General features: G+C 52.1%; 21 protein-coding genes. 4 read left to right on the top strand and 17 right to left on the bottom strand.

Annotated features, from left to right (window positions below):
• Positions 1–9: 9 nt before the first annotated feature.
• Positions 10–981, bottom strand: coding sequence for an HlyD family secretion protein (locus ACFOE0_RS17655; RefSeq protein WP_248933920.1), 972 nt, complete (start codon positions 979–981; stop codon positions 10–12).
• On the bottom strand, positions 971–2,452 hold the full coding sequence (locus ACFOE0_RS17650; RefSeq protein ID WP_248933919.1) for a TolC family protein: 1,482 nt from the start codon (positions 2,450–2,452) through the stop codon (positions 971–973). Before ACFOE0_RS17650 ends, ACFOE0_RS17655 begins: the two co-directional genes overlap by 11 nt.
• Positions 2,453–2,853: 401 nt before the next feature.
• Between ACFOE0_RS17650 and ACFOE0_RS17645 the strand changes: the two genes are divergently transcribed.
• Together ACFOE0_RS17645 and ACFOE0_RS17640 are read left to right on the top strand one after the other, a co-directional pair.
• Positions 2,854–3,450 (top strand): hypothetical protein, encoded by a 597-nt coding sequence (locus tag ACFOE0_RS17645; RefSeq protein WP_248933917.1) that lies wholly within the window; start codon positions 2,854–2,856, stop codon positions 3,448–3,450.
• Between the two features lie 77 nt (positions 3,451–3,527).
• A complete protein-coding gene (locus tag ACFOE0_RS17640; protein ID WP_248933916.1) occupies positions 3,528–4,019 on the top strand; it encodes a hypothetical protein in 492 nt (163 codons plus the stop codon).
• Here ACFOE0_RS17640 and ACFOE0_RS17635 read toward each other — a convergent pair.
• Positions 4,016–4,594 carry a TetR/AcrR family transcriptional regulator gene (locus tag ACFOE0_RS17635; protein WP_248933915.1) on the bottom strand — a complete coding sequence of 193 codons (579 nt, stop codon included), beginning with the start codon at positions 4,592–4,594 and terminating at the stop codon, positions 4,016–4,018. The genes ACFOE0_RS17640 and ACFOE0_RS17635 overlap by 4 nt on opposite strands.
• Positions 4,595–4,741: 147 nt before the next feature.
• On the opposite strand from ACFOE0_RS17635, the gene ACFOE0_RS17630 reads away from it, so the two are divergent.
• A complete protein-coding gene (locus ACFOE0_RS17630; RefSeq protein WP_248933913.1) occupies positions 4,742–5,782 on the top strand; it encodes an alkene reductase in 1,041 nt (346 codons plus the stop codon).
• 204 nt (positions 5,783–5,986) lie between these two features.
• Here ACFOE0_RS17630 and ACFOE0_RS17625 read toward each other — a convergent pair whose 3' ends face one another.
• Both ACFOE0_RS17625 and ACFOE0_RS17620 read right to left on the bottom strand, forming a co-directional pair.
• Complete coding sequence (locus ACFOE0_RS17625) at positions 5,987–6,394, bottom strand: VOC family protein (protein WP_248933912.1); 408 nt, start codon at positions 6,392–6,394, stop codon at positions 5,987–5,989.
• Positions 6,394–6,990 carry a glutathione S-transferase family protein gene (locus ACFOE0_RS17620; RefSeq protein WP_248933911.1) on the bottom strand — a complete coding sequence of 199 codons (597 nt, stop codon included), beginning with the start codon at positions 6,988–6,990 and terminating at the stop codon, positions 6,394–6,396. The genes ACFOE0_RS17625 and ACFOE0_RS17620 overlap by 1 nt, the downstream gene beginning before the upstream one ends.
• An 81-nt stretch (positions 6,991–7,071) precedes the next feature.
• Here ACFOE0_RS17620 and ACFOE0_RS17615 point away from each other — a divergent pair, with 81 nt between their 5' ends.
• Complete coding sequence (locus ACFOE0_RS17615; protein ID WP_248933910.1) at positions 7,072–7,989, top strand: LysR family transcriptional regulator; 918 nt, start codon at positions 7,072–7,074, stop codon at positions 7,987–7,989.
• Position 7,990: 1 nt separating this feature from the next.
• Here the strand turns inward: ACFOE0_RS17615 and ACFOE0_RS17610 are convergent, their stop codons facing one another.
• From ACFOE0_RS17610 to ACFOE0_RS17555, 12 genes are all read right to left on the bottom strand, one after another.
• Positions 7,991–8,143 (bottom strand): hypothetical protein, encoded by a 153-nt coding sequence (locus ACFOE0_RS17610; protein WP_248933909.1) that lies wholly within the window; start codon positions 8,141–8,143, stop codon positions 7,991–7,993.
• A 492-nt stretch (positions 8,144–8,635) separates the two neighbouring features.
• The gene (locus tag ACFOE0_RS17605; protein WP_248933908.1) at positions 8,636–9,184 is read right to left on the bottom strand and encodes a sugar O-acetyltransferase; all 549 of its coding nucleotides are present in this window, start codon (positions 9,182–9,184) and stop codon (positions 8,636–8,638) included.
• 107 nt (positions 9,185–9,291) lie between these two features.
• On the bottom strand, positions 9,292–9,570 hold the full coding sequence (ppiC, locus tag ACFOE0_RS17600) for a peptidylprolyl isomerase PpiC (protein WP_248933907.1): 279 nt from the start codon (positions 9,568–9,570) through the stop codon (positions 9,292–9,294).
• Between the two features lie 436 nt (positions 9,571–10,006).
• Positions 10,007–10,228 carry a hypothetical protein gene (locus ACFOE0_RS17595; protein ID WP_248933906.1) on the bottom strand — a complete coding sequence of 74 codons (222 nt, stop codon included), beginning with the start codon at positions 10,226–10,228 and terminating at the stop codon, positions 10,007–10,009.
• Between the two features lie 362 nt (positions 10,229–10,590).
• On the bottom strand, positions 10,591–12,039 hold the full coding sequence (gene tldD, locus ACFOE0_RS17590; protein WP_248933905.1) for a metalloprotease TldD: 1,449 nt from the start codon (positions 12,037–12,039) through the stop codon (positions 10,591–10,593).
• Between the two features lie 30 nt (positions 12,040–12,069).
• Positions 12,070–12,927 carry a carbon-nitrogen hydrolase family protein gene (locus tag ACFOE0_RS17585; protein ID WP_248933904.1) on the bottom strand — a complete coding sequence of 286 codons (858 nt, stop codon included), beginning with the start codon at positions 12,925–12,927 and terminating at the stop codon, positions 12,070–12,072.
• Complete coding sequence (locus tag ACFOE0_RS17580) at positions 12,851–17,134, bottom strand: YhdP family protein (protein WP_248933903.1); 4,284 nt, start codon at positions 17,132–17,134, stop codon at positions 12,851–12,853. The genes ACFOE0_RS17585 and ACFOE0_RS17580 overlap by 77 nt, the downstream gene beginning before the upstream one ends.
• Positions 17,134–18,642 carry a ribonuclease G gene (gene rng / locus ACFOE0_RS17575; RefSeq protein WP_248933902.1) on the bottom strand — a complete coding sequence of 503 codons (1,509 nt, stop codon included), beginning with the start codon at positions 18,640–18,642 and terminating at the stop codon, positions 17,134–17,136. The genes ACFOE0_RS17580 and rng overlap by 1 nt, the downstream gene beginning before the upstream one ends.
• A 149-nt stretch (positions 18,643–18,791) precedes the next feature.
• The gene (locus ACFOE0_RS17570) at positions 18,792–19,376 is read right to left on the bottom strand and encodes a Maf family protein (RefSeq protein WP_283106296.1); all 585 of its coding nucleotides are present in this window, start codon (positions 19,374–19,376) and stop codon (positions 18,792–18,794) included.
• Positions 19,376–19,864, bottom strand: coding sequence for a rod shape-determining protein MreD (gene mreD / locus ACFOE0_RS17565; RefSeq protein ID WP_248933900.1), 489 nt, complete (start codon positions 19,862–19,864; stop codon positions 19,376–19,378). Before mreD ends, ACFOE0_RS17570 begins: the two co-directional genes overlap by 1 nt.
• Positions 19,861–20,730, bottom strand: a complete 870-nt coding sequence (gene mreC / locus ACFOE0_RS17560) for a rod shape-determining protein MreC (RefSeq protein ID WP_115138296.1) — start codon at positions 20,728–20,730, stop codon at positions 19,861–19,863. The genes mreD and mreC overlap by 4 nt, the downstream gene beginning before the upstream one ends.
• Before the next feature lie 36 nt (positions 20,731–20,766).
• Positions 20,767–21,816 carry a rod shape-determining protein gene (locus ACFOE0_RS17555; protein ID WP_115138297.1) on the bottom strand — a complete coding sequence of 350 codons (1,050 nt, stop codon included), beginning with the start codon at positions 21,814–21,816 and terminating at the stop codon, positions 20,767–20,769.
• Positions 21,817–21,857: the final 41 nt, after the last annotated feature.

The following is a 21,857-nucleotide window of genomic DNA, read 5'->3' as shown; positions in this document are numbered from 1 at the left end:
CGCAGAGAGTTAAAGTGGCAAGATGACAGACATGCCGGCGCGCAAACCGTCAACCGGCTGTGCGGGGCGCAGCTCTACCTCAAAGGTGCGCATATCAAAATCGTGTCCGGCCTCGGTGGCACGCCAGGTGGCAAAGTTACCCATAGGGCTGATATAACTCACCTTGAATTCAGCATCTTTATCCAGCGCAGGAATATGCAGCTTAAGGGTCTCGCCCATTTTAAAGTGCTTGAGCAGATCTTCGCGCACTTGCATCAGCGCCCAGCTGTCCAGCATATCGATCAGGCTGACCACAGGGAAACCCGTTGGTGCCAGCTCACCTTCAAACAGCAGTACCTCGCTCACCTCACCACTGTGAGTAGCGCGCATCTGGCTGTCTTTCAGTACAGATTCCACTTCGTTGACTGCGCCCTGGGCCATCATGGCTTTACCGGCAGCAGCCGCCTTGGTTTCCTTGCGGGCGCCTTCCTGAGCCATCTGATACATGGCCAGTGCAGCTTGCTCTGTGTATCTGGCAGCCTGCCACTGGGTATAGGCTTCATCGCGCTTTTGACGTGGCAGCACGCCTTCATCAAACAGGTTTTCTACCCGCTTGAAAGTAGTTTGAGCCAGCTCAGCACCGGCTTTGGCTTTCTGCCACTGCTCTTTGGCCGCCATCACCTGCTGTTTACGGGCACCGGCATCGGCTTCATCTTTCAGTGCCAGCGCAGCGTCGCGCCCCCCCTGAGCCTGCATCAATTTGGCATTCAGCTCAGGACTATTGATGGAAAAGATCAGGTCGCCCTCTTTCACCACATCACCACGGCGTACCATCACCTGCTCAATACGACCAGCCACTTTAGAGGAGACATGGTATTCACGGGCTTCAATCTGCCCCTGTAAAACCACAGGCTTGGGACTGTATGCCAGTTTGATGCCGTAGCCGAGCACGACAACCAGAGCCAACAGGGCTACCAGAGCCAGGATTCGGTTAGCGCGCATTGTGATTCTCCCCATCTTTGTGTTCAGTCTTGTTTGGTGTAATCGAAGCTGGTGTAACAGTGTGAGTGTCAGGCAGGCTGCTTCGGGCAATAAATTCATCCAGTTGGCCGGACACGGCCATCAGGCGGGCATAGGCCTGCACATATCTGTAAGTGGCGGCCAGTTGCTGTGTTTGCACCGCAGTCAGCTTAACCTGTGCGTCCACCCGCTCAATGGAGGTGGACATACCCTGATTAAAAGCCAGCTCCCGCAATCTCAGGTTCTCTTTAGCCAGTTCCAATGAGGTATTCAGTGAGGTGACCTCTTCCCTGGCTTGCTCCAGTTGTCGATAGCTTTGATCGACCAGCAGGCTTAAGTCCTGACGGGTCTGGGCCTTAGTGTATCTGGCCTGCAGCAGCGCACTCTTGGCAGCCTCGACCTTATCGCCACGGCCTGAGTTGCTGATAATTGGCATCTTGATGCCAACGCCGACCAGCCAATCCGGCTCCATTTTGGAGGCCAGGCTGTCATCTTCATAAAGTGTGTAGTTACCGTAGAGAAATACGGTGGGCATATACTGGCTCTTCTCCACATCCACCAGTCCCTGAGCCTGAGCTTCTTTGGCCTCAAGCAGTCGCAGCGCCGGATGTTGAGCCAGTGTCAGTTGGGTTAGCTGAGGCAGGGAAGGATCGGTATTGAGCATAAACAGATCTGATCTGGGATCTGCCTGCTCGAGATGCAACATACGATTGAGAGCAATCCCCGCCATTTGATATTGGCGCATGGCACTGGCTGCATTGACTCTGGCATTGGACAGTGCCACTTCGGCATTGAGGCGCTCGACCTTGGCAATCTGCCCCTGCTGCTCCAGCTTAATGGCGTGATCCAGATGCTCGCTTAACGCATCCACCAGAGCCTGCTGGGTTTGCCAGGCCTTGTGAGTGACGATAACGCCGTAATATCTGTCCACCAAGGTGGTAAAGAGATCCCGCTTAGCCAGCTCAGCAGCCTGTTTCTGTTCTGCTACCTGCGCCTTTTGAATGCTTTGTGCTGCCGTAATTTTACCGCCGGTATAGATAGGCCACAGCGCCTGCAGACTGGCGCGGAAAATATCCTGCTCGGTAAATGGCGTCACCATAGGCAGGCTTTCCAGCAAACCAGCAATAGCCGGAGGAATAGGAACTGGCAGGTCACCGCCATTAAGAGAGGCCAAAGGGTTAAGGTCGCGAAGATCCAGCTCCACCGGCTTGTCCAGATGGGTATAGCTGCCGCTGATCCCCACGGTGGGCAAATCCAGGGCTTCACCGCCCCGCTTCAATGCCTCTACCCGACTGAGGTGAGCCTCATCGGCTTTGAGCTTATCGCTGACTGTCTGCAGCTGCTCCCAGGCTTTATCAAAGCTAATTGTTTGCTGTAGCCCGCTTTGCGCCCCTTGCGTAGCAAAAGACGGCAAAGGCAGCAGCAGACAAAGTGCCAGAATCGTTAATCTCACTTGTATCCCTCATCTTTGGCAGGCTTGTTGGAAAGTGCGAATGCAGAGTTTACGCCAGTTAAATGTCACCCAGAATAAGACGCAACACTGTGCAGCCTGATCACGCAGAGCACAGGGGGAAACTCAGCATATTCAACTCGGAGTCAGAGTCATACGTCCAATGTCGGCATTCATTCCAAAAAAATTTAGAGCAAATACTCTAAAGAGGTGAAATTCTACACCTAATATCGCAGGAAATGTAGTTTTTATCAGCGTTCCGTGTAGATAATTTAATGTGCCGCCACCAATTGCTTACTCAGCTTCTACCGGGAGTCTCAACCTCATCAGGGAATCAGTCCGGCTTTAACTTCGCGGTGAATTCTGTAGATTGGTTTAAGACCACAATCAAAGAGGGAGTTGCTTTGGATATCAATTCCGTCGGCAAGCAACTGAGCCAGATGATAACCAGCGGTATGGTAAAGCACTTTGCAAACATCCACAGTGATCTGCAACAGGACGGCTTGTATGCCTATAGCCTTTACTGCGCCTCAGGCTTTTGCGCTTTTGGCATCGCAGCGTCGACCCATAAAAGTCTGATCGCGCTGAAACGCCGAATAAGACAATCTGAAGCCGAACTGCTGGAAACCCTGGAGCAACATCCGGATCTGGCAGCCCACTATTTACAGGTTTCAGATCTGCAGATAGAGATGAGCGCACCGGACTGGGACTATCTCTACAGCGATATAGACGCGTTCAATCCACTTGATGATCTGGTCAGTCAGATACGTGATTACGGGTTACAAACCCATGATGAAGAGTTCGATGTGAGCGCCTTTATCAGTGAGCATCTGGTCTTTGGAATCAAGGCATTTCAGACCAAATGCGCCACTGGTGAACTCCTTACCGGGCTACAGTTTACAGACCCTTCAACAGAAGAGGTGGAGATAACTGAAAACATCTCCAGACAGGTTAACAATGACAAATGGCACAGAAAGGTATTGGCGCTGAATACCGAATAGCGCTACTCTCCCGCCTCTTTACACCTTGGGTATCAAGCCCTGCCAGAGACGAAATAATCTTCGTCCGATTTCAATTCATGTACAGTCAAAACGCCCTTATTGAACTTTTGCATATCCAACTGGAACTGAGCCACGGTCGCAGTCAGCATATGCGCCACTTCATCGACCAATACTATTGCTACCAGCACGGCCTGGTGACTTCATCAGGAAAGGCCAACTGGAGCAAACTGCTTTGGCACGGCTATGTGTCATCGCTGGCTGTGTTGGAGTCGGACAAAAAGCTGCTGGTCAAAGAGCATGTGGTGCCCTTGAAAGTGATAGTTGAAAAACTGATTGCGCTGAGTGCAGACAAAGCTCCCTCACTGGAGGAGATAGCCGCCTGTATCGATGAGAATCTTATCTTCGCCACCATCACCAAGGCGGAAGATAAGTTGTTAAGAGATGCCAAACTTAACAGCAGAATGCCTGACGGTTACTACCAGACGGGACATTCACTGTTTAACGACAAATTCGCACGCTACAGGGTGGCTAATATCCAGCTCACCGAGTGCCAACCCCACAACGATTAACTGCGAATATAATCCATCAACTGCCGGGCAAGGCCTGCCAGTGCGCCCTTTTCCGGCTTGGTATGAGCATAGGTACGCATACCATAAATACCCATCACCAGAAACCGCGACAGGGCCTGGCAATCTTTGTTTTTGGGGATCTCTCCCTGTTGCTGCGCCAACTCAAGCTTATCGGTAAAAGCAGCCTGCCAGTCGGTCAACATGGAACCTATCAGGGCTTCCACTTCCTCATCCTGATGGGAGAGTTCACTTAACGCCTTTTGCAGCAAACAGTCACGTATCTCATCCCGCTCGCATTCATCCAGCACACCGGCAAGATACGCCTCAATCCCCTCCAGCACACTGGCCTTATCGGCAAAGAAAGTCTCAAACTCTGCACCACGCTCAGCCTTATAGTGGTCCAGCGCTGCCAGCAGCAAACCGCGCTTATTGGTAAAGGCGCAATAGATAGACCCCGGATGCAAGCCGGTAGCCTGCTTCAGGTCTTGCATACTGGTTTTGCCGTAACCCTTGCAAATAAAGGCATCCATAGCGGCGCGAAGCACCTGCTCACGGTCAAACTCTGCACTGCGCATTGTGACTCTCTAATCGGTTCGAATATCAGGGATTCTAACTCAAATCCCGGCCTGATTTGAATGAGTGCTCAAAAAACATCTTGAACGTTCATTCAAGATAGTCTAATTTGAATGAGCATTCAATAAATATCCCAAAGGCAAAGAAGCATGGACAACTTATTTCAACCTTACGCCCTCAATGACACCCTGACTCTGCAGAACCGCATTCTCATGGCACCACTGACACGCTGCATGGCAGATGAAAACCTGGTGCCCACCCAGGCCATGGCTGACTATTACGCCCGACGCGCCGATACCGGCCTGATTATCTCTGAAGCCACCATTATCAGAGCCGATGGTCAGGGCTATCCCAATACTCCGGGATTGTTTACCGCCCAGCAGATCCAGGGCTGGCGCAAAGTGACCGATGCCGTGCATGCCAAAGGCGGCAAGATTTTCGCTCAGTTGTGGCATACAGGCCGGGTCGCGCACCCTCACTTCTTTGGTGGCGAATATGTGCTGGCCCCATCGGCCATCGCCGTGGAAGGTACAGTGCCCCGTATGCGTGAGCTGGTGTACACAGTGCCAAAAGCCGCCAGCCATGAAGAGATTACCAAACTGATAGAGGACTACAGTCAGGCCGCAGCCAACGCCATAGATGCAGGCTTTGATGGAGTGGAGATCCATGGTGCCAACGGATACCTGATAGACCAGTTCCTGCACCATGCAAGTAACACACGTACCGATGAATATGGCCAGACGCCGGAGAATATGGCGCGCTTCCCGCTGGCAGTAGTGGACGCTATCAGTAACCGCATAGGTGCCGATCGCACCGCCTTGCGGGTATCTCCCGGTGCTTACTTCAATATGGGCACAGACGCCCGAGACCGTGAAGTCTTTGATTACTTCCTGGCTGAGCTGGAAAAGCGGGAATTGGCCTTCCTGCATCTGGGCATCTTCGATGACAGCATGACATTTGATTACCTTGGCGGTACAGGCTCCGCCTACCTGAGAGCCAACTACAGCAAGACGCTGGTCGGTGTCGGTGGTTACAGCGCCGAAACCGGCAGCCAGGCGATTGCCGATAATAAATTCGACCTGCTGGCCATTGGTCGTCCGCTGATCGCCAACCCTGACTATGTGGCGAAAGTTAAGGCCGGTGAAACCCTGGTGGAATATTCAGATGAAATGCTGGCCAGCCTGATTTAACAACGAAAACCCGTCAATCCCGACCTTTTATTAAGCAATCGCTAATTTTGCTGACTGGGGTTCACAATTAGCGACAGTAAAGGGGATGTACTGCGTCATCCCTGCTGATAACACTGTCGCTGATGATTTATTTACCCCTCTGCCCGCCGTGGTGAGTATGGCTACCCTCGCTGTCTCTCACCCGGCGTGGCAGTTTTTTTCTGATTAACCCAGTTCATTAAACTCAAGCACAGTGCCATCCGGATCCCGAATAAAGCAAACCAGCCGGCGCTCACCGATCCTCTTCGGCCCCTCGGTAATATCGATCTTGTGTCTGGCAAAAAATTCTGTCGCTCGCGCCATGGAATCGATCACCCAGGCAATATGGGTAATTCCCGGGTACCTGTCCGGTAAGTCCTGCAACAGATTAAATCCTTGCTGCCGGGTTGCGACCCCATTGAAGATCAGATTAACCCTGACACCTGCAGTGTTTTCCATCTCGCAGGCATTAAACTCCGGCAGCATCAGGACTTTGTCAAAACCCAACTTACGATAAAAGGCCATCGATGCCTGTGGGTCTTTGACACGTATCCCCACATGGTCAACCTCAGTGATCTTGATGCCCTGAGCCATCACTCAATTCCCGGCATAGAAACAAATCCATCCAGGCTCCTGATATCCCCCATCCATCTCATCAGGTTGAGATAGGGGGCTGCATTCACGCCTCCCTGATGCATCAGAGCCATGTAGGGATAACAGGCAATATCAGCTATGGTTGGGCCGCTTCCCACCAACCATTTGTTATTACTCAAATGCTCATCGAGGATCGCCGCGCAAAACTCAGCTCTTTCCCTGGCCAGTCCCACATTCAGTTCAACCCCAAAAAGGTCATGTAGCCTCGCATCATTTGGGCCTCTGGCAATCTCGTTGGCGGCGAATGATAACCACTGCATCACCTGTGCCTGAGCCGCAGCGTCCTGTGGCCACCAGTCGTGTAACACATGCTTTTGTGCCAAATAAACCAAAATGGCCTGGGAGTCTCTGAGCAGAAAGTCGCCATCCTCAAACAAGGGGATTTGCCCTAGAGGATTCATCCCCAGAAAGTAGTCTGACTTGTGCTCTCCTCCCATGTAATCCACTTCGTATATTTCCAGCGGCAATTGGGTCAGGGCACAGAATAAACGCACCTTAAAGCAATTACCGGACAACTCCAGATCATAGAGTTTCATTAACCGCCCTCCTTCTAATGGATGATTGAGCTTTCTCTACTCTAGAAACAAAATGATTTTTGGAACATTGGGAGAAATGCAATGAGCGATTGCAATAATGCAGAGCTGAATTGGGATGACCTCAGGATATTTCATGCCGTGGTGAGCGCTGGCACCCTATCGGGCGCATCGGCACATCTAAAGATCAGCCACTCTCAGGTTTGCAGAAGGATATCCAGACTGGAATCTGTGGTTGGCGTTCCTTTGATCCGGCGAAGCGCCAACAGAATAACCCTGACAACAGACGGTGAGCAGCTGAGTCACTTTGCCGCACAGATGACAGAGCAACACAATCAGATTCAGTTTTGGATAAAGCAAAAGCAGCTGGCTCAATCAGGTAATCTAACCATCAACTGCTGTGATATCGCCCTGCCAACTCTCTCTGTGATTGTTGGCAAGCTGAACAGCGCCAATCCGGACATTCGCTTTGATATTAAGGTGAGCCCGGTGCACGAAGACCTCAGATTGGCGCATACAGATATGGCGATACGGGCCACCAACTCCCCTGATGAGTCACTGGTGGCGATCCGGCTTAACGATTTCACTCTGGTTCCGGCAAAAAGCAAACACGCCAGCCCACTGCCTGACACCTGGATAGGACTCAACAGCACTTTCTCTCATCTGCCCGCCGAACGTTGGCAAGGCACACTGAAACACAGATGCCAAAACCAGATTAAAGTGGATTGCTATATGGCTGCGGCCCAGGTGATACGTTCCGGTGCGGGTATAGGTCTGTTACCGGACTTTATTGTTGAAGACGATGTTGAACTGCAAAGTATCCCCTCGACCGACCCTTTACCCAGCTGGACTCTGTGGCTGGTTTATCATGGCTCGCAAATAAACAACGCCCTGGTGCAGACGTTTGCCCGTCAGTTGAAACAGCAATGGAACAAGACGATGGAGGGCTGCCTTAACCCTGCCAGTACAAGGGGAAATACTGCGACGGGCACCGACAGTTAAGCTATTCAGGAGGCTGAGTCTTTTCCCACTCGGCATATTGGGCTTCACTCTTTTTCCACACATAGGCTGCCCATCCAAGTCCACCCAGGGGAAACGCAACCAGGGCGATGGCAAACCTGAGCCACCAGGGATCGACAGGCGATATAAAGGACATGATTACCGACCAGATAATTGCCGTGGTAAAGCCCCACTAGGGTCTGTTGACCTTTGAAGATGGTTTTTGCAGCTTTTTGTCGTTGTTTTATACAAAGCAACGCGATTGAGGTGTAGTTGTTCTACATAAATGAGCGTTAATGCAGTAGAAAGCGACGACAAACGCTGCCCGAAGGGCTCGGCTATACGCGCTTTACTCTTTGTTGCAAGGTATTTGCTTAGGCCCCTAGGCGGCACACCTTGCGTCGCGATTAAAGCGCGTCTATCTCGAGCAAAATTCAACCATGAAAGGTCAACAGACCCTAAAAACCATTGAACCAGATAAAATGTGCCCGACCTTTTGCCCGTGTCCTCTGCCACTTCTCATATTTGCTCATCATCGCATCCGCAAGGTTTGTACCTATTTAGAGTATTAGATAAGCAAAAAGCCCGTGGTTTTGCCACAGGCTTCAACTGAAAAGTACCGGACGACTTCAGGATATCGCTGTATGAGCTATGCCAGCCGCTTAATCACTTTGGCCGGAGTGCCGCCCACCAGAGAGTCCGGCGGCACATCGCGGTTGACCACGGAATTGGCCGCCACGACAGAGCGGGCACCTATAGTCACGCCGTAATGAATCACCGCATTACCACCAATCCAGACATCATCCTCTACCTTGATAGGCTTACAAAAGGTGGCCCAGCTGCGACGTTCAAGGTGATTCAGGGAGTGAGAAGCCGTGTAAAACTGCACATTGGGCCCCACCATCACATTGTCACCCAGAGTGATAGGCGCACCATCCAGCATAGTGACACCACAGTTAAGGAAACTATTGCGACCTACCCGAATATTCTTGCCAAACTCACAGCAAAAAGGCGGGCGGATCAATGACTCCTCCCCCATAGCCGCCAGCAGTTCAACCAGCAGAGGCTGAGCCTTATCAACGTTGCCGCACTGATTTATCTCATGCACCTGGGCATACGCGCTATCCCGCAGGGCACATATCTCGGCATCGCCGCCATCAAAGGGCTCGCCATTCATCATCTTTTGCAGTTCTGTCATTCAGGGTACGCCGTTTATTATTTTATTCTTGGTTGGTCTTTTAAGTTTATCAGGTACGGTACAACACCTTGATGGGATGATCATTGCCAGCAATTCGGCTGGCAAATCTAGGTTCTGTATAAAACTTTTACCACATGCCAACCGAACTTGGTTTTCACCAGATGTGGCGTCAGCAACTCTCCGGTAAAGCAGACTTTATCGAATGCAGGCACCATCTGCCCCTTCTTGAACTCACCCAGGCTGCCACCCTTCTTGCCAGATGGGCAGGTGGAGTGACGCTTGGCCAGCACATCAAATTTCGCCCCGCGCTTGAGCTGTTTAATGATGTCCTCGGCAAGCTCCTGATGCTTAACCAGAATGTGTAGTGCTGCTGCAGTTTTTGCCACGATGAAACCTGTGAATCTTGGTCGTAATTGGTGGGGATTATACCCTTTGGCAAGGGGACGTTCTAGGTGGATTAATTTAGAAGGAATGTTTACTCAAACATAACTTATTTCAGCAATATATTATTTTGAAAGAAGTCACTCTAGCGTTCTTAAAGTTAAAGGATGAAGATTTTTAACGATAACTTCATTAATATAGAAACTATAACTTAAAAATTCATATGCATTAGAAACATCAAAACTATAAACATGTATAGTAGGGCACCAAGGCTTATAAAGCTAATAAGGAAAACCATCTTATACAATTAATCATTATAAGACCACACAGTATTTATGCGGAATATTTACAGAAACAAAAAAAATAAGTATAGAGTTGAAATTTTGAAAAACATAAAAACTAGCAGCCTTCAAGAAAGCAGTCTTGATGGCTGCTAACATATTACTTCATCTCATGATTATTCATACAAATAATCAGTGCTCGATTGGCTTCTGACTGTGCAGCAACCGCAGAGGAATATGCAGCTGACGTAGTAGCAGAAGCGACTGCAGCTTCGGCACTCTCTAGGGCCATTTGTTCGGCGAAACACCCGCCTGCTTTTGATTGTTCTGGGAAGATGAAAAAAGCAACTACCGCTGCCAACATTATTGCCATATACTTCATTATAAATTCCTTTTCTATTGGTAACGTAATAATTTACTGCCATTGTTTAAATGACCATAAATTTTATAAATTACTTAACTATACCCGTCAACTCTTTAATTACCATAATCAGCCTTTAAATAATGGCCATGAGAAATATCAACATAATGTATTAGCAATAAGCTACGAATGCATTAGTATTTGAATGTTAATCTGAGCCGAAATTTAATTGTCTTTTTCATCAGACAATGGCCGGGAGAGATTTTTTCTTCTGGCCAGGAGGATGGCTTCGACGTGTAGTCCGCTACACGAGGAGCTGGCGACACAGCCAGGGGGAAAAATAGCCCCGGCTGTGCAGACATACACCATTCAAGAGCAAAGGCTTACGCCGTTCCTCCAACAGTTAACAGGTCCAACTTCAAAGTAGGTTGCCCAACACCTACGGGAACACTTTGTCCGTCCTTTCCGCAGACACCAACACCTTTGTCGAGTTCCAGATCATTACCCACCATGGAGATCTGCTTCATCGCCTCAGGGCCATTGCCAATCAAAGTTGCGCCCTTGATTGGTTGGGTGATTTCACCATTCTCAATCAGATAGGCTTCAGAAGCGGAGAATACAAACTTGCCTGAGGTAATATCCACCTGGCCGCCACCGAAGTTAGGGGCATAGATACCCTTCTTCACAGAGCCAATGATCTCTTTTGGATCAGACTGACCGGCCAGCATATAGGTGTTGGTCATACGTGGCATTGGCAGGTGCGCATAGGACTCACGACGGCCATTACCTGTCAGGGCTGTACCCATCAGGCCGGCATTGTGCTTGTCCTGCATATAGCCTTTGAGGATACCGTTCTCAATCAGCACAGTCTTTTGAGTTGGGGTACCTTCATCATCAATGCTCAGCGAACCACGGCGGTTCTCAATGGTACCGTCGTCCACCACAGTCACCAGCTCAGAAGCCACCTGCTGGCCGATCTTACCGGAGAAAGCACTGGATCCTTTACGGTTGAAGTCGCCTTCCAGACCATGGCCCACGGCTTCGTGCAGCAGTACACCCGGCCAACCAGCGCCCAGCACCACTGGCATTTCACCGGCTGGCGCATCAACGGCAATCAAGGCTACCTGTGCCTGACGTACAGCTTCGCGGGCGTGGGCAAAACAGGCTGGCAGGCCTTCGGCATCCGACTCCATAAAGATTTCATAGCCATGGCGACCACCGCCACCGGCAGCGCCACGTTCACGCTTGCCATTGTCTTCCATAATCACTGAGCAGTTAAAACGCACCAGAGGACGGATATCCGCGGCCAGAGTACCGTCGCTGGCCGCCACCAATACCTCTTCATGCACCCCGGACAGGCTCACAACCACCTGAATAATGCGGGAGTCCAGACTGCGGATGTAGGCATCGGCCTGACGCAGCAGATCGATCTTCTTGTCCTGCTCCATGGCAGCAATTGGATCGGCACTGTCATACAGGGTATGGACACCACGACGTTTCCACGCCTGCACCTTGCCGGTACTGCCGCTCTGGGCGATACCGCGGGCGGCAATGGCGGCTGATGTCAGTGCTTCAGGGGTGATATCGTCGGCGTAGGCAAAACCTGTTTTCTCGCCGGTAATGGCGCGCACACCCACACCACGTTCGATGTGGAAGCTGCCGTCTTTGATAATGCCATCTTCCAGCACCCAGGATTCATGACGGCTACCCTGGAAATAGAGATCAGAAAAATCAATCTGGTGCTGATGGATCAGATCCAGATACGACTGCAGATCGTCCAGCTGCAATCCTTGCTGTAACAGACTTTGTCCTACTTGCGTTAGAAATGGCATTGACTCTCTCTTTAATCCACTTGGGATAAGTTACTTGGTGGGCGCAGATTTCAGTTTCGGCGCCTCAAATCTATTATGGCTGACGATGGGCATGGCACGCCTGACTCTGGTCAGCTCTTCAAAATCCAGTGTGGCTTCAACCCAGCCAACACCTTCGGCCATTTGGGCCAGAATTCGTCCCCAGGGGTCGACAATCATGCTCTGTCCCCAGGTTTCCCGACTGCCCTGATTGTGGCGTCCCCATTGGTCGGCAGCAAGAATAAAGCACTGACTGTCCAGCGCTCTGGCTTGAATAAGGGTTTGCCAATGGGCTTCACCTGTTACTGCGGTGAAAGCGGAGGGCAGTGCAATAATCTCTGCACCGGCAAGACGCAGGGCACGGAACAGGTCCGGGAAGCGCACATCATAACAAATTGCCAGGCCGAGGCGGCCAAATGGGGTATCGATAACGCTAATCTGCTCGCCCGGACAAAAGGTGTCACTCTCACGGTAGCTGCGGGTGCCATCGGCAACCTCAACATCGAACAGATGCATCTTGTCATACTGTCCCTGCACACCGCCCTGATCATCAAACAGGTAGCAGCGACTGTAAACCCGGCCATCCTCAGCAAGTGCAGGAATGGTACCGGCAACCAGCCACACCTGAAACCTGCGGGCCAATTCAGCCAGCGCCTGTTTCAGTTCGCTCATATGAAGACCGGCAGTCAGCTCACCAGCATGGGCAAGCTGCTCCTTTTCATGACCACCAAACAGGCAGACGCACTCGGGCAGCACCACCAAATGTGGTTCTCCCGATAGGGTTTGCAATTGATTAAGCTGCGATTCGAGCTGCCTGAGATTGTCCTTTACATCCCGGCTGCTCTGGCACTGCAGCACACTGATTTGCATTACTCACTCCCTGTACTTTTCCCTTAACGGGGAAATGCAGCAATTTTGCTGTGGTATCGCCCCCGGACTCCACGGGCTCAGTCTCATTCTGAGTTTTTGGCTCCACAGGTTTGTCACCTGTATCAGGCTGTGCGGCCTGTTTACCCTGAGGCGTTCCTTCCTCTGTCGGCTGTTCAGTCACCTGCTGCTTTGGCAGCACAGATTCGGGGATCTCAATCTCCTTGCTCTTGCGCTCCAGCTCTTCCAGCTTAGGATCTGCCATGGTCCCTGTGAGGCGGAAGCGGATTTCTGAAATCACTTCAATCACAGGCTCAAGTACCTTGGTCAGCGCAAAGGCACCGATACCCAGAGTCCAGGCACTGGTGCTGAGCAAGACCACAGTGGGCACGCTTGACGCCAACTGTGGCACAAAGCTGATGTCATAGTTCAGGCTTTCGGTCCGCAGGTCAGTATAACCCCGAACTTTCATATTACCCGCCACAGCTTCCATCTCGGTATCTGTGGTTTTAATCACACCATTGTCTATCTGCAGCGTACCACCAAAAGAGTTGAAATACAGTCCCTTACCAAATACATCCGAGAAATCCAACGACAGCTTACGCAGCAAAGAATCCAGACTGAACAGGGAGAAAATACGTGCGCCTTTGTCGCTGATCTGGGACAGGTGCCCTTTACCAAGATCAAACTTCACATCCCCGTTAAGGCTGGCCACAGAGAAATTGTAGGGTGCGCCCTGCCAGTTCAGATTGGCCGTCATATCAAGCGAAGCGTCCTTTACTCCGGGATCAATACCCAGGCGTCCGGTCAAAGCATCAAACTTATTCGCCTTCAGCGTCAAAGAAAGATCAGTCAGGTTCTGACCATTTCTGTGGAACCAGTTACCTTTGGCCGCCAGGGTGGCGTCCGCTGAACTCAGTGACAGCGTCTGGATCTCATATCCCTCTGCCGAAGGTGTACCCTGCAACACCAGGTGGCCAAGGGGTTTATCGTCATACCTGAAATCATCCACATCGGCAGCAATCGGCGGTAACTGGGTTGCCCCCAGTGGCTCAGATTGTTCGCCAGTTTCTGGCTTATCTTCAAAGGCCGACAGATACAGGCGGGATGCCACCAGTTTCAGCCCCTGATTGTGCCAGTCCGGATAGAGGTCCACATGACCGATAAACTGAGGAGACTCACCTTTAATACGCCAGGCATTGGCTGTCGGCGCAGCATCAAGTTTCACTTGCTGCAACGTTTGCCCCAGCAAACTCAGACTGGTCACTTCGCCAGTAATGGCCTGCAATGATGGAAACAGTGGCCTGGATTCATTCCCGGCGACGTCAGTCGGCTCACTTGATTCAGTTAAAGCAGTATCAGGTGCCTTATCTGTCTGTGCGGTTTGAATCGGAGCGGCCTGCTCTGCAATGACAACACTTTCACCAGCGACTTCAGGACGATAGGTCACTGGCTCAGAAGGTTTCACCGGCTGTTGGGTGCTGCCACTCAGGTTCACCTCTGTCGCTGGCACTGCAGGCTGTTCAGGCAGGAAGCTGTTTATCACAGGCATCCACTCATCCATGCTGGCTGAATCCAGCGCCAGTTGGATATGGCCACCCTGACGGCGCAGTTGATCGCCGGGACGGAACAGGCGACCGAGCAGCAGGTCGTAATAGGCAAATCCTGAGCCGGAGGCCGCATCAAAGCTTCCCCAGAACTCAGCCTTATCACCCAACTTCACGCTCAGATTGGTTTCCTTGTTGTCGCCAATCAACTCAGCGCTCAAAGAAGCCTTGTCTTCCGCCGGTTTGGCAAAAGGCGCTGGCAGCATAAGCTCAACGCCGTTGAGGTCTGAATCCACCTTGGCCTGTAAACGGTAACCGGTTTGATCGAAGATCATGGTCAGTTTGCCATCCCAGTCGGCACTGCCCTTATAGTTGTTACTTAAGGGGTTATCCAATACCTGTGGCAAGGCATCCAATTGCCACTGACCGGCCAGATTCAGGTCCAGAGCATACTCATCGCCTCTGGATTCAGTGGTAAAGTCCAGTTGCAGCGGCTGGTCATACAGCAGAGCCTGCAACTCAGGGGCAGACACCCTGTCATTGTTAAAGGCAACCACGCCTTTTACCTTTTCCAGCTGAATGCCGGGCTTACTGATATACAACGGGTTGTCTTTAAGGGTTACCCAACCCAGAATCGCTTCCTCACCACCATCGTAGAGCGGAATGGTAAGGTCCAGCTTCACCCCGACATCGCCGCTGAGCCGCACCACATCCAGCGTCGAGCTGACAGACTCCAGCGGAGACTGGTTGATCACAGCGACGCCCTTATCAGCCTGAGTGTTAAGATCAGCCTTCACTCCCAGTACTACTTTATCGCCCATATCAGGAATAAAAACATGGGCGCCTTTGGCGTCGACATCCAGCAACTTGCCCTGTTTCAACCAGAGATCCATTCGCAGGTTTTCAAACAGGGCGTAAAGGCTGAGATCTGTGACTCCCGGCCAGTCAGGTTGGAATTTGAATTCGGCATCATTAAGGTGGAACCCGGCCTGAAATACTCCGGAGTTATCCTTGTAAGGGAAGCCCGACAGTTCGCCGTTCCACACCACTTTGGCATCAGGGCTGTTGCCTTTTTTCAGGGCGTCAGCCAGGTAATCCACCAGATCCTGCCCCATGGCTTCCACCGGATAGTAACGATCTGCATGGGCAGCATTCTTGATCTGCAAGTCTGCTGACAGGGCCAACAAGGGCTTATCAGCAAACTCGAGGCGGGTATCTGCAGCCAGACGAATATCCGGGTTATCCAGCACCAGTCCGGGCAACAGCAAGGTTTTACTGATACTGTTGAATTGTCCCTTGAGCTCATCCAGCTCAAAGCTCAGCGGCTTGGCAAACTCGCCGTCAAAATCGGTAATCAGCTGCTGCTTTGGCAACTGGAAGTAGAGCTGTTCATTCTGCCAGCCCAAGGTGGCCGTTAATGACTCGATACCCGGAATACCCTGAGCTGGCTTCCAACCCAACTGCTTGATATCCACTTTGGCCACAGCTTGCTGCCCCATAGGCCAGTAAAGTGCCAGTGGGCCAATTTCACCATGGGGCGCCATCGCCTGCCATTGATACAACTCATCCAGGGTGACCCCAGGTACCAGAGGCAACAGCGGCAGCAGGCGCTGAGCCAGTAACGGCTGCGACTCCAGATAGAAGGCATCATCTTTGCGGGTCAGGCTGAGCTGAGGATCAGGCCAGTTGTCACCATTGGTTTGCAGGCTCAAATCATGGGTATAAATCTGCCAGCCCCGGGCTGATGGCACCCAGTTGATCTCACCACCCAGCACTGTCAGCCGCTGAACTTCTTTGTTCAGTTGCCATTCCAGATAACTGGGAGCAAAGGCCATCATGCCTGAGGTGATAGTGCGGTTGCCCAGATCCAACCAGGCTTCAAAGTTAACCACGCCTTCCAGCGGCAAGGTGGCTTTGGGATTGTAGGGGTTGGGACGACGGGATGCCCATTCACCAAGATCCAGTGCCCTGGCCGCAAGATAAGCCTGACCTTTGAGCGTGTCCGGACGGTTGCCATCGCCGTTTAGATCAACCCTGAGGGTTAACAGCTCTTTATCTGACGCATCAGCATCAAGATACAAAGCGCCCTGCCCCTGATGACTTGCGCCACTGTTCAGCCAGTGCAGATCTTTGAGGTAAATCGGTCGGTAATCATGTTTGGCGCTGACAAGGTCCAGTGACAAGCCAGCAATGGAGAATCGCTGCAGCTGTTCCAGCAACAATCGGTACAACCAATCCAGGTTGGTATCACCGCCACCGCTTGAGAGAGACTTGAGTCTGTCGATATCCAGCTTGACTGCGACGCCGTCAAACAGCACATCCTCTACCTGAGGACTCAGTGTCATCAGGCTTTCCCAGAAGTCCAGTTTCACCTGAACCTGCTTAACATCCAGCGCCAGTGGTAACTTATCCTGCTCAGGCAGCTGCAGATCTGTCACCGTCAGGGCCGGACCAAATGCCTGCCACTGAGCCTCCAGACGGCCAACTTCGAGGTGGATGCCGTAATCCGCTTCCAGCATATGCACCAGATCCTGACGCACCTCGTCCAGCTGAGGCAGCAAGCCACGGATCAGGCTGACCGTCAGGGCAAACAGCACCAGCGCCGCGGCCAGGGTAAAGCCGCAGAATCGGGTAAACTTTGCAAAAGCGGAGGACTGGCTCACTACACCATTACCACGTCATATTTATCCTGCGCATACATGGGCTCGCTGTGAACCCGAATGCGCTTGCCGATATAGACTTCAAGCTCGGCAATTTGCTGTCCGTTGTCACTGGTCAACTGATCATAGACCGCTGGCGAGCAATACAACATAAACTCATCTACTTTGTAGGCGTGATCCAGGCGAATAAGTTCCCGCAGGATCTCATAGGAAACGGTTTCCACCGTTTTGATGCTGCCGGTACCGCGACAGGCCGGGCACTCTTCACACAAGACATGCTCCAGACTTTCACGGGTACGTTTGCGGGTCATCTCCACCAGGCCCAGACCGGAGAAACCACTGATATTGGTCTTCACCCTGTCCTGAGCCAGCGCAGACTGCAGCCCATCCAGCACTCGCTGTTTATGTTCATCATTCACCATATCGATAAAGTCGATAATGATGATACCGCCCAGATTGCGCAGGCGCAGCTGGCGGGCAATCGCCTGGGTCGCTTCCAGGTTGGTGTTGAATATGGTGTCTTCAAGGTTACGGTGACCCACAAAGGCCCCGGTATTGATATCCACAGTGGTCATGGCTTCGGTCTGATCGATAATCAGATAGCCGCCTGATTTAAGCTCCACCTTGCGGTTCAACGCCCGCTTGATCTCGTTCTCAACATCATAGAGTTCGAAAACCGGTGACTTGCCCGAGTAGAGTTCAATGCGACCGGCCATTTCCGGCATAAACTCGTTGGCAAACTCCATCAGTTCGAGGTGGGTGGTTTTAGAGTCCACCTGAATACAATCCAGCTCAGTGCCGACAAAGTCACGCACGACCCGCACCTGCAAAGGCAGATCCTGATACAGCAAGGCGATGCCGCGACGCTTACGGCGTTCACTGACCTTCTTCCACACCCGGCGAAGGAAAGCCGCATCCTGTGACAGCTCCTCTTCACCTACACCTTCAGCCGCAGTACGGATAATAAAGCCGCCATCATCGTCCACATGGGGCAGTGCGATCTTCTTCAGACGGGCACGTTCCTCTTCGGACTCGATACGCTGGGAAACACCCACATGGCTGGAGCCGGGCATAAATACCAGATAGCGGGATGGCAAAGTGATATCTGTGGTCAGGCGGGCGCCTTTGGTACCCAGGGGATCTTTCACCACCTGCACCATGATGTCCTGGCCCTGACGCACCAGCTGAGCGATGTCACGCACCACAAAGTTGCCTTTTTCTACATCGGCAACACATTCAGTGTGGGGAACTATGTCGGAGGCGTGCAGGAAGGCAGCTTTATCCAGGCCGATATCCACGAATGCAGCCTGCATACCCGGCAGTACCCGGGTGACCTTACCTTTATAGATATTGCCCACCAAACCACGCTTCATACGGCGTTCAATGTGGACTTCCTGAAGGACACCATGCTCGATCAGGGCAACCCTGGCCTCAAATGGCGTTACATTGATAAGCAGTTCTGAGCCCAGTTTGCGGGCAGTTTTTAAATTATTATTGCGGCTGCGATCCACGACTCACCCCTGGCGGGTGCCCATTTGGGCTGTCAAATTCAATCTATTACGGGAATACCGGCGGTGTTGTTCTACCGGTGGGGAACTCACTGCTCCAACCCATACTGGTTGTAGTCAATTGTGCCGTGATTGCTCGCAAAAGCCCACCATCACAGTACAGAAAAGCGTTTCAACAGATTTCTGGTTTCTACCATAGGCAACCCCACCACGGCGGAGTAACTGCCCTCAATCGCCTCAACAAAACTGCCACCTATGGCTTGAATACCGTAGGCGCCGGCTTTATCCATAGGTTCTTCAGACTCTATATATGCCAGAATATCCATATCGGACAGCTCGCAAAAGCGCACTCTGGTGCACACCAGTTCAGACTCAGTACGCTCGCCATTGGTGACGGCCACCGCTGTCATCACTGTGTGCTCACGGCCAGACAGACTGCGCAGCATAACGGCGGCGTCCTGCTCATCCACCGGCTTGCCAAGAATGGTGCCATCACAGACCACTATGGTATCTGAGCCCAGCACCACAGGCGCATCAACACCAGCGCTCAATGCCAGCCCGGCACTGGCTTTCTCACAGGCCAGACGCACCACAAAGTCTGCGGGGGCCTCGCCTGAGCGATGGGACTCGTCAATATCCGGCGCCACCAGCTCAAAGCCATCATTGTCAGTAGAGAACAGTGCCTGAGCCAGCAGCTCACGACGACGGGGAGAGGTGGAAGCCAATACCAGAGTCATTATCTCACCTTATAGTGGCGTCGCAGTCGACGCAGAATCATAAATACCCATGGCCACAGCAACAAGCTGGCGACGGCAGGCAAAAACAGGCTGATATTAAAGTGGGCACCATCAATCACAAACTCGGCCCAGAACACCACCAGGTGATAGAAACTCACCAGCAGTGCCACCACAAAGGCCTGCTGCCACAGTGGGAAATTACGTAGTCTCTGGAAATGCAGCACCACCACATAGATCACCAGAGAAAACGCCAGTGCGCGGATACCCAGCACAGAGCCGAGCAACACATCCAGGGCGATTCCCATCATAAATGCGGTGAGAATATTGTATCTGTGGGGCAAGGCCATAGACCAGTAGATAAGCACCAACAGCAACCAGTCTGGACGCCAGGCCTCAACCAGATTGGGCAAGGGCATAATCTGGAACATCAAGCCCAGCAACATAGTCAGCCAGGCAACCGGACGGCCGTGTGCAGCCTGGTAACTCATGATTTCACCTCAGCATCTTTATCTGGTTCTACAAACTCAGTGGGAGTACCGGTTTCAAGTTCAGGCCAGATAAGCAAGACATAACGAATACGGTCCAGTGCCGCCAATGGACGGGCCAATACGCTGGCATAGGTCTGGCCGTCATCTTTGATAACCTGAGTCACACGGGCAACCGGATAGCCTTCCGGGAATCTTTGTCCCAGACCTGAAGTCACCAGCAGATCGCCGGCTTTGATGTCGGTACTCTTGGCCACATGCTTGAGTTCGATTTCATCCAGCACACCGGTACCGTTAGCTACCAGACGCACATCGTTGCGGGTCACCCGCACCGGCAAACCATGGCTGGCATCTGATACCAGCAGCACCCGGCTGGTGAGTTTGGACACCTGAGTCACCTGACCGACAACACCAAAGGCGTCAACCACAGGCTGACCGACAAACACGCCGCTGTCACTGCCTTTGTTCAGCACCACATAGTGACGATAGGGATCGCTGGCGACCTCCATCACTTCTGCCACCATCTTGCGGGCGTCCATATGAACAGGAGATCCAAGCAATGCGCGCAGACGGTCGTTTTCCTGACGCAGCTGTTCAAAGCGCTGCAAACGCTCGCTCATCAAGAGTTGCTGACGCATCAGCTCTTTGTTTTGCTTTTCCAGCATATTGCGGGTTGCCAGACTTTCGGCTGACCAATCCAGCAACAGGCCGGGAACATTGGCGAGATACTGCAGCGGGCTGAGAAATGAAGACAGGGACTGACGAACAGGCTCAAGCCTGTCGTTGGCCAACATGAGTGCCACCGACAGCACAATAGCCAGTGTCAGCCTCAGTTGGATTGAGATACCGCGAACAAAAATGGGTTTCATAGAACAGCAAGGGCGGTTTGCACCGCCCTGTTATCTTTAGGTCTCTTCGGAGAAGAGGTCACCGCCGTGCATATCGATCATTTCCAATGCACGACCGCCGCCGCGAGCCACACAGGTCAGCGGGTCTTCCGCCACCATCACAGGGATTCCGGTTTCCTGCATCAGCAGACGGTCCAGGTCACGCAACAAGGCGCCACCGCCGGTCAGTACCATTCCGCGCTCGGAGATATCGGCAGCCAGTTCCGGAGGAGATTGCTCCAGTGCCACCATCACAGCGCTGACGATACCGGACAAAGGCTCCTGCAGAGCTTCCAGGATTTCGTTGCTGTTCAGGGTAAAGCTGCGTGGTACACCTTCAGCCAGGTTACGACCGCGTACTTCGATCTCCAGCACTTCTTCGCCTGGATAAGCAGTACCAATAGTGTGCTTGATGCGTTCTGCAGTCGCTTCACCGATCAGACTGCCGTAGTTACGACGTACATAGTTGATAATAGCTTCATCGAACTTGTCACCACCGATACGGACAGAGGACGAGTAAACCACACCATTCAAAGAGATAATGGCAACTTCAGTGGTACCACCACCGATATCCACGACCATGGAGCCTGTTGCTTCAGATACAGGCAGACCTGCACCGATTGCTGCCGCCATTGGCTCTTCAATCAGGTAAACCTCACGGGCACCCGCGCCCATGGCAGATTCTTTAATGGCACGACGCTCAACCTGAGTTGCGCCAACAGGCACACACACAAGTACACGTGGGCTTGGACGGAAGAAGCTGTTGTTGTGCACCTGCTTGATAAAGTGCTGCAGCATCTTTTCAGTCACATAGAAGTCAGCAATTACGCCGTCTTTCATTGGACGAATGGCCTGGATATTGCCCGGAGTACGACCCAGCATCTGCTTGGCTTCGGTACCCACAGCTGCGACGGACTTCTGACCGTTGCTGGTGCGCTCACCGCGGATTGCAACCACAGATGGTTCATTCAGGACAATACCTTCTTCACGTACGTAAATCAGAGTATTCGCGGTACCCAAATCGATCGACAGATCGTTGGAAAAAACGCCTCGCAGCTTTTTGAACATGTATCTAGCCTGTAATCGGTGGAGTCTTGAGAATTCAAACC

The sequence above is a fragment of the Shewanella submarina genome (assembly GCF_042646185.1).
GTDB classification, from domain to species: domain Bacteria; phylum Pseudomonadota; class Gammaproteobacteria; order Enterobacterales; family Shewanellaceae; genus Shewanella; species Shewanella corallii.
This window is presented reverse-complemented; position numbering and strand designations above follow the sequence as displayed.

Coding starts and splice junctions, on each gene's coding strand:
- ACFOE0_RS17655 (WP_248933920.1), bottom strand. CDS start 981: ATGCGCGCTAACCGAATCCTGGCTCTGGTAGCCCTGTTGGCTCTGGTT.
- ACFOE0_RS17640 (WP_248933916.1), top strand. CDS start 3,528: ATGTACAGTCAAAACGCCCTTATTGAACTTTTGCATATCCAACTGGAA.
- ACFOE0_RS17635 (WP_248933915.1), bottom strand. CDS start 4,594: ATGCGCAGTGCAGAGTTTGACCGTGAGCAGGTGCTTCGCGCCGCTATG.
- ACFOE0_RS17630 (WP_248933913.1), top strand. CDS start 4,742: ATGGACAACTTATTTCAACCTTACGCCCTCAATGACACCCTGACTCTG.
- ACFOE0_RS17625 (WP_248933912.1), bottom strand. CDS start 6,394: ATGGCTCAGGGCATCAAGATCACTGAGGTTGACCATGTGGGGATACGT.
- ACFOE0_RS17620 (WP_248933911.1), bottom strand. CDS start 6,990: ATGAAACTCTATGATCTGGAGTTGTCCGGTAATTGCTTTAAGGTGCGT.
- ACFOE0_RS17615 (WP_248933910.1), top strand. CDS start 7,072: ATGAGCGATTGCAATAATGCAGAGCTGAATTGGGATGACCTCAGGATA.
- ACFOE0_RS17610 (WP_248933909.1), bottom strand. CDS start 8,143: ATGTCCTTTATATCGCCTGTCGATCCCTGGTGGCTCAGGTTTGCCATC.
- ACFOE0_RS17605 (WP_248933908.1), bottom strand. CDS start 9,184: ATGACAGAACTGCAAAAGATGATGAATGGCGAGCCCTTTGATGGCGGC.
- ACFOE0_RS17595 (WP_248933906.1), bottom strand. CDS start 10,228: ATGAAGTATATGGCAATAATGTTGGCAGCGGTAGTTGCTTTTTTCATC.
- tldD (WP_248933905.1), bottom strand. CDS start 12,039: ATGCCATTTCTAACGCAAGTAGGACAAAGTCTGTTACAGCAAGGATTG.
- ACFOE0_RS17585 (WP_248933904.1), bottom strand. CDS start 12,927: ATGCAAATCAGTGTGCTGCAGTGCCAGAGCAGCCGGGATGTAAAGGAC.
- ACFOE0_RS17570 (WP_283106296.1), bottom strand. CDS start 19,376: ATGACTCTGGTATTGGCTTCCACCTCTCCCCGTCGTCGTGAGCTGCTG.
- mreD (WP_248933900.1), bottom strand. CDS start 19,864: ATGAGTTACCAGGCTGCACACGGCCGTCCGGTTGCCTGGCTGACTATG.
- mreC (WP_115138296.1), bottom strand. CDS start 20,730: ATGAAACCCATTTTTGTTCGCGGTATCTCAATCCAACTGAGGCTGACA.
- ACFOE0_RS17555 (WP_115138297.1), bottom strand. CDS start 21,816: ATGTTCAAAAAGCTGCGAGGCGTTTTTTCCAACGATCTGTCGATCGAT.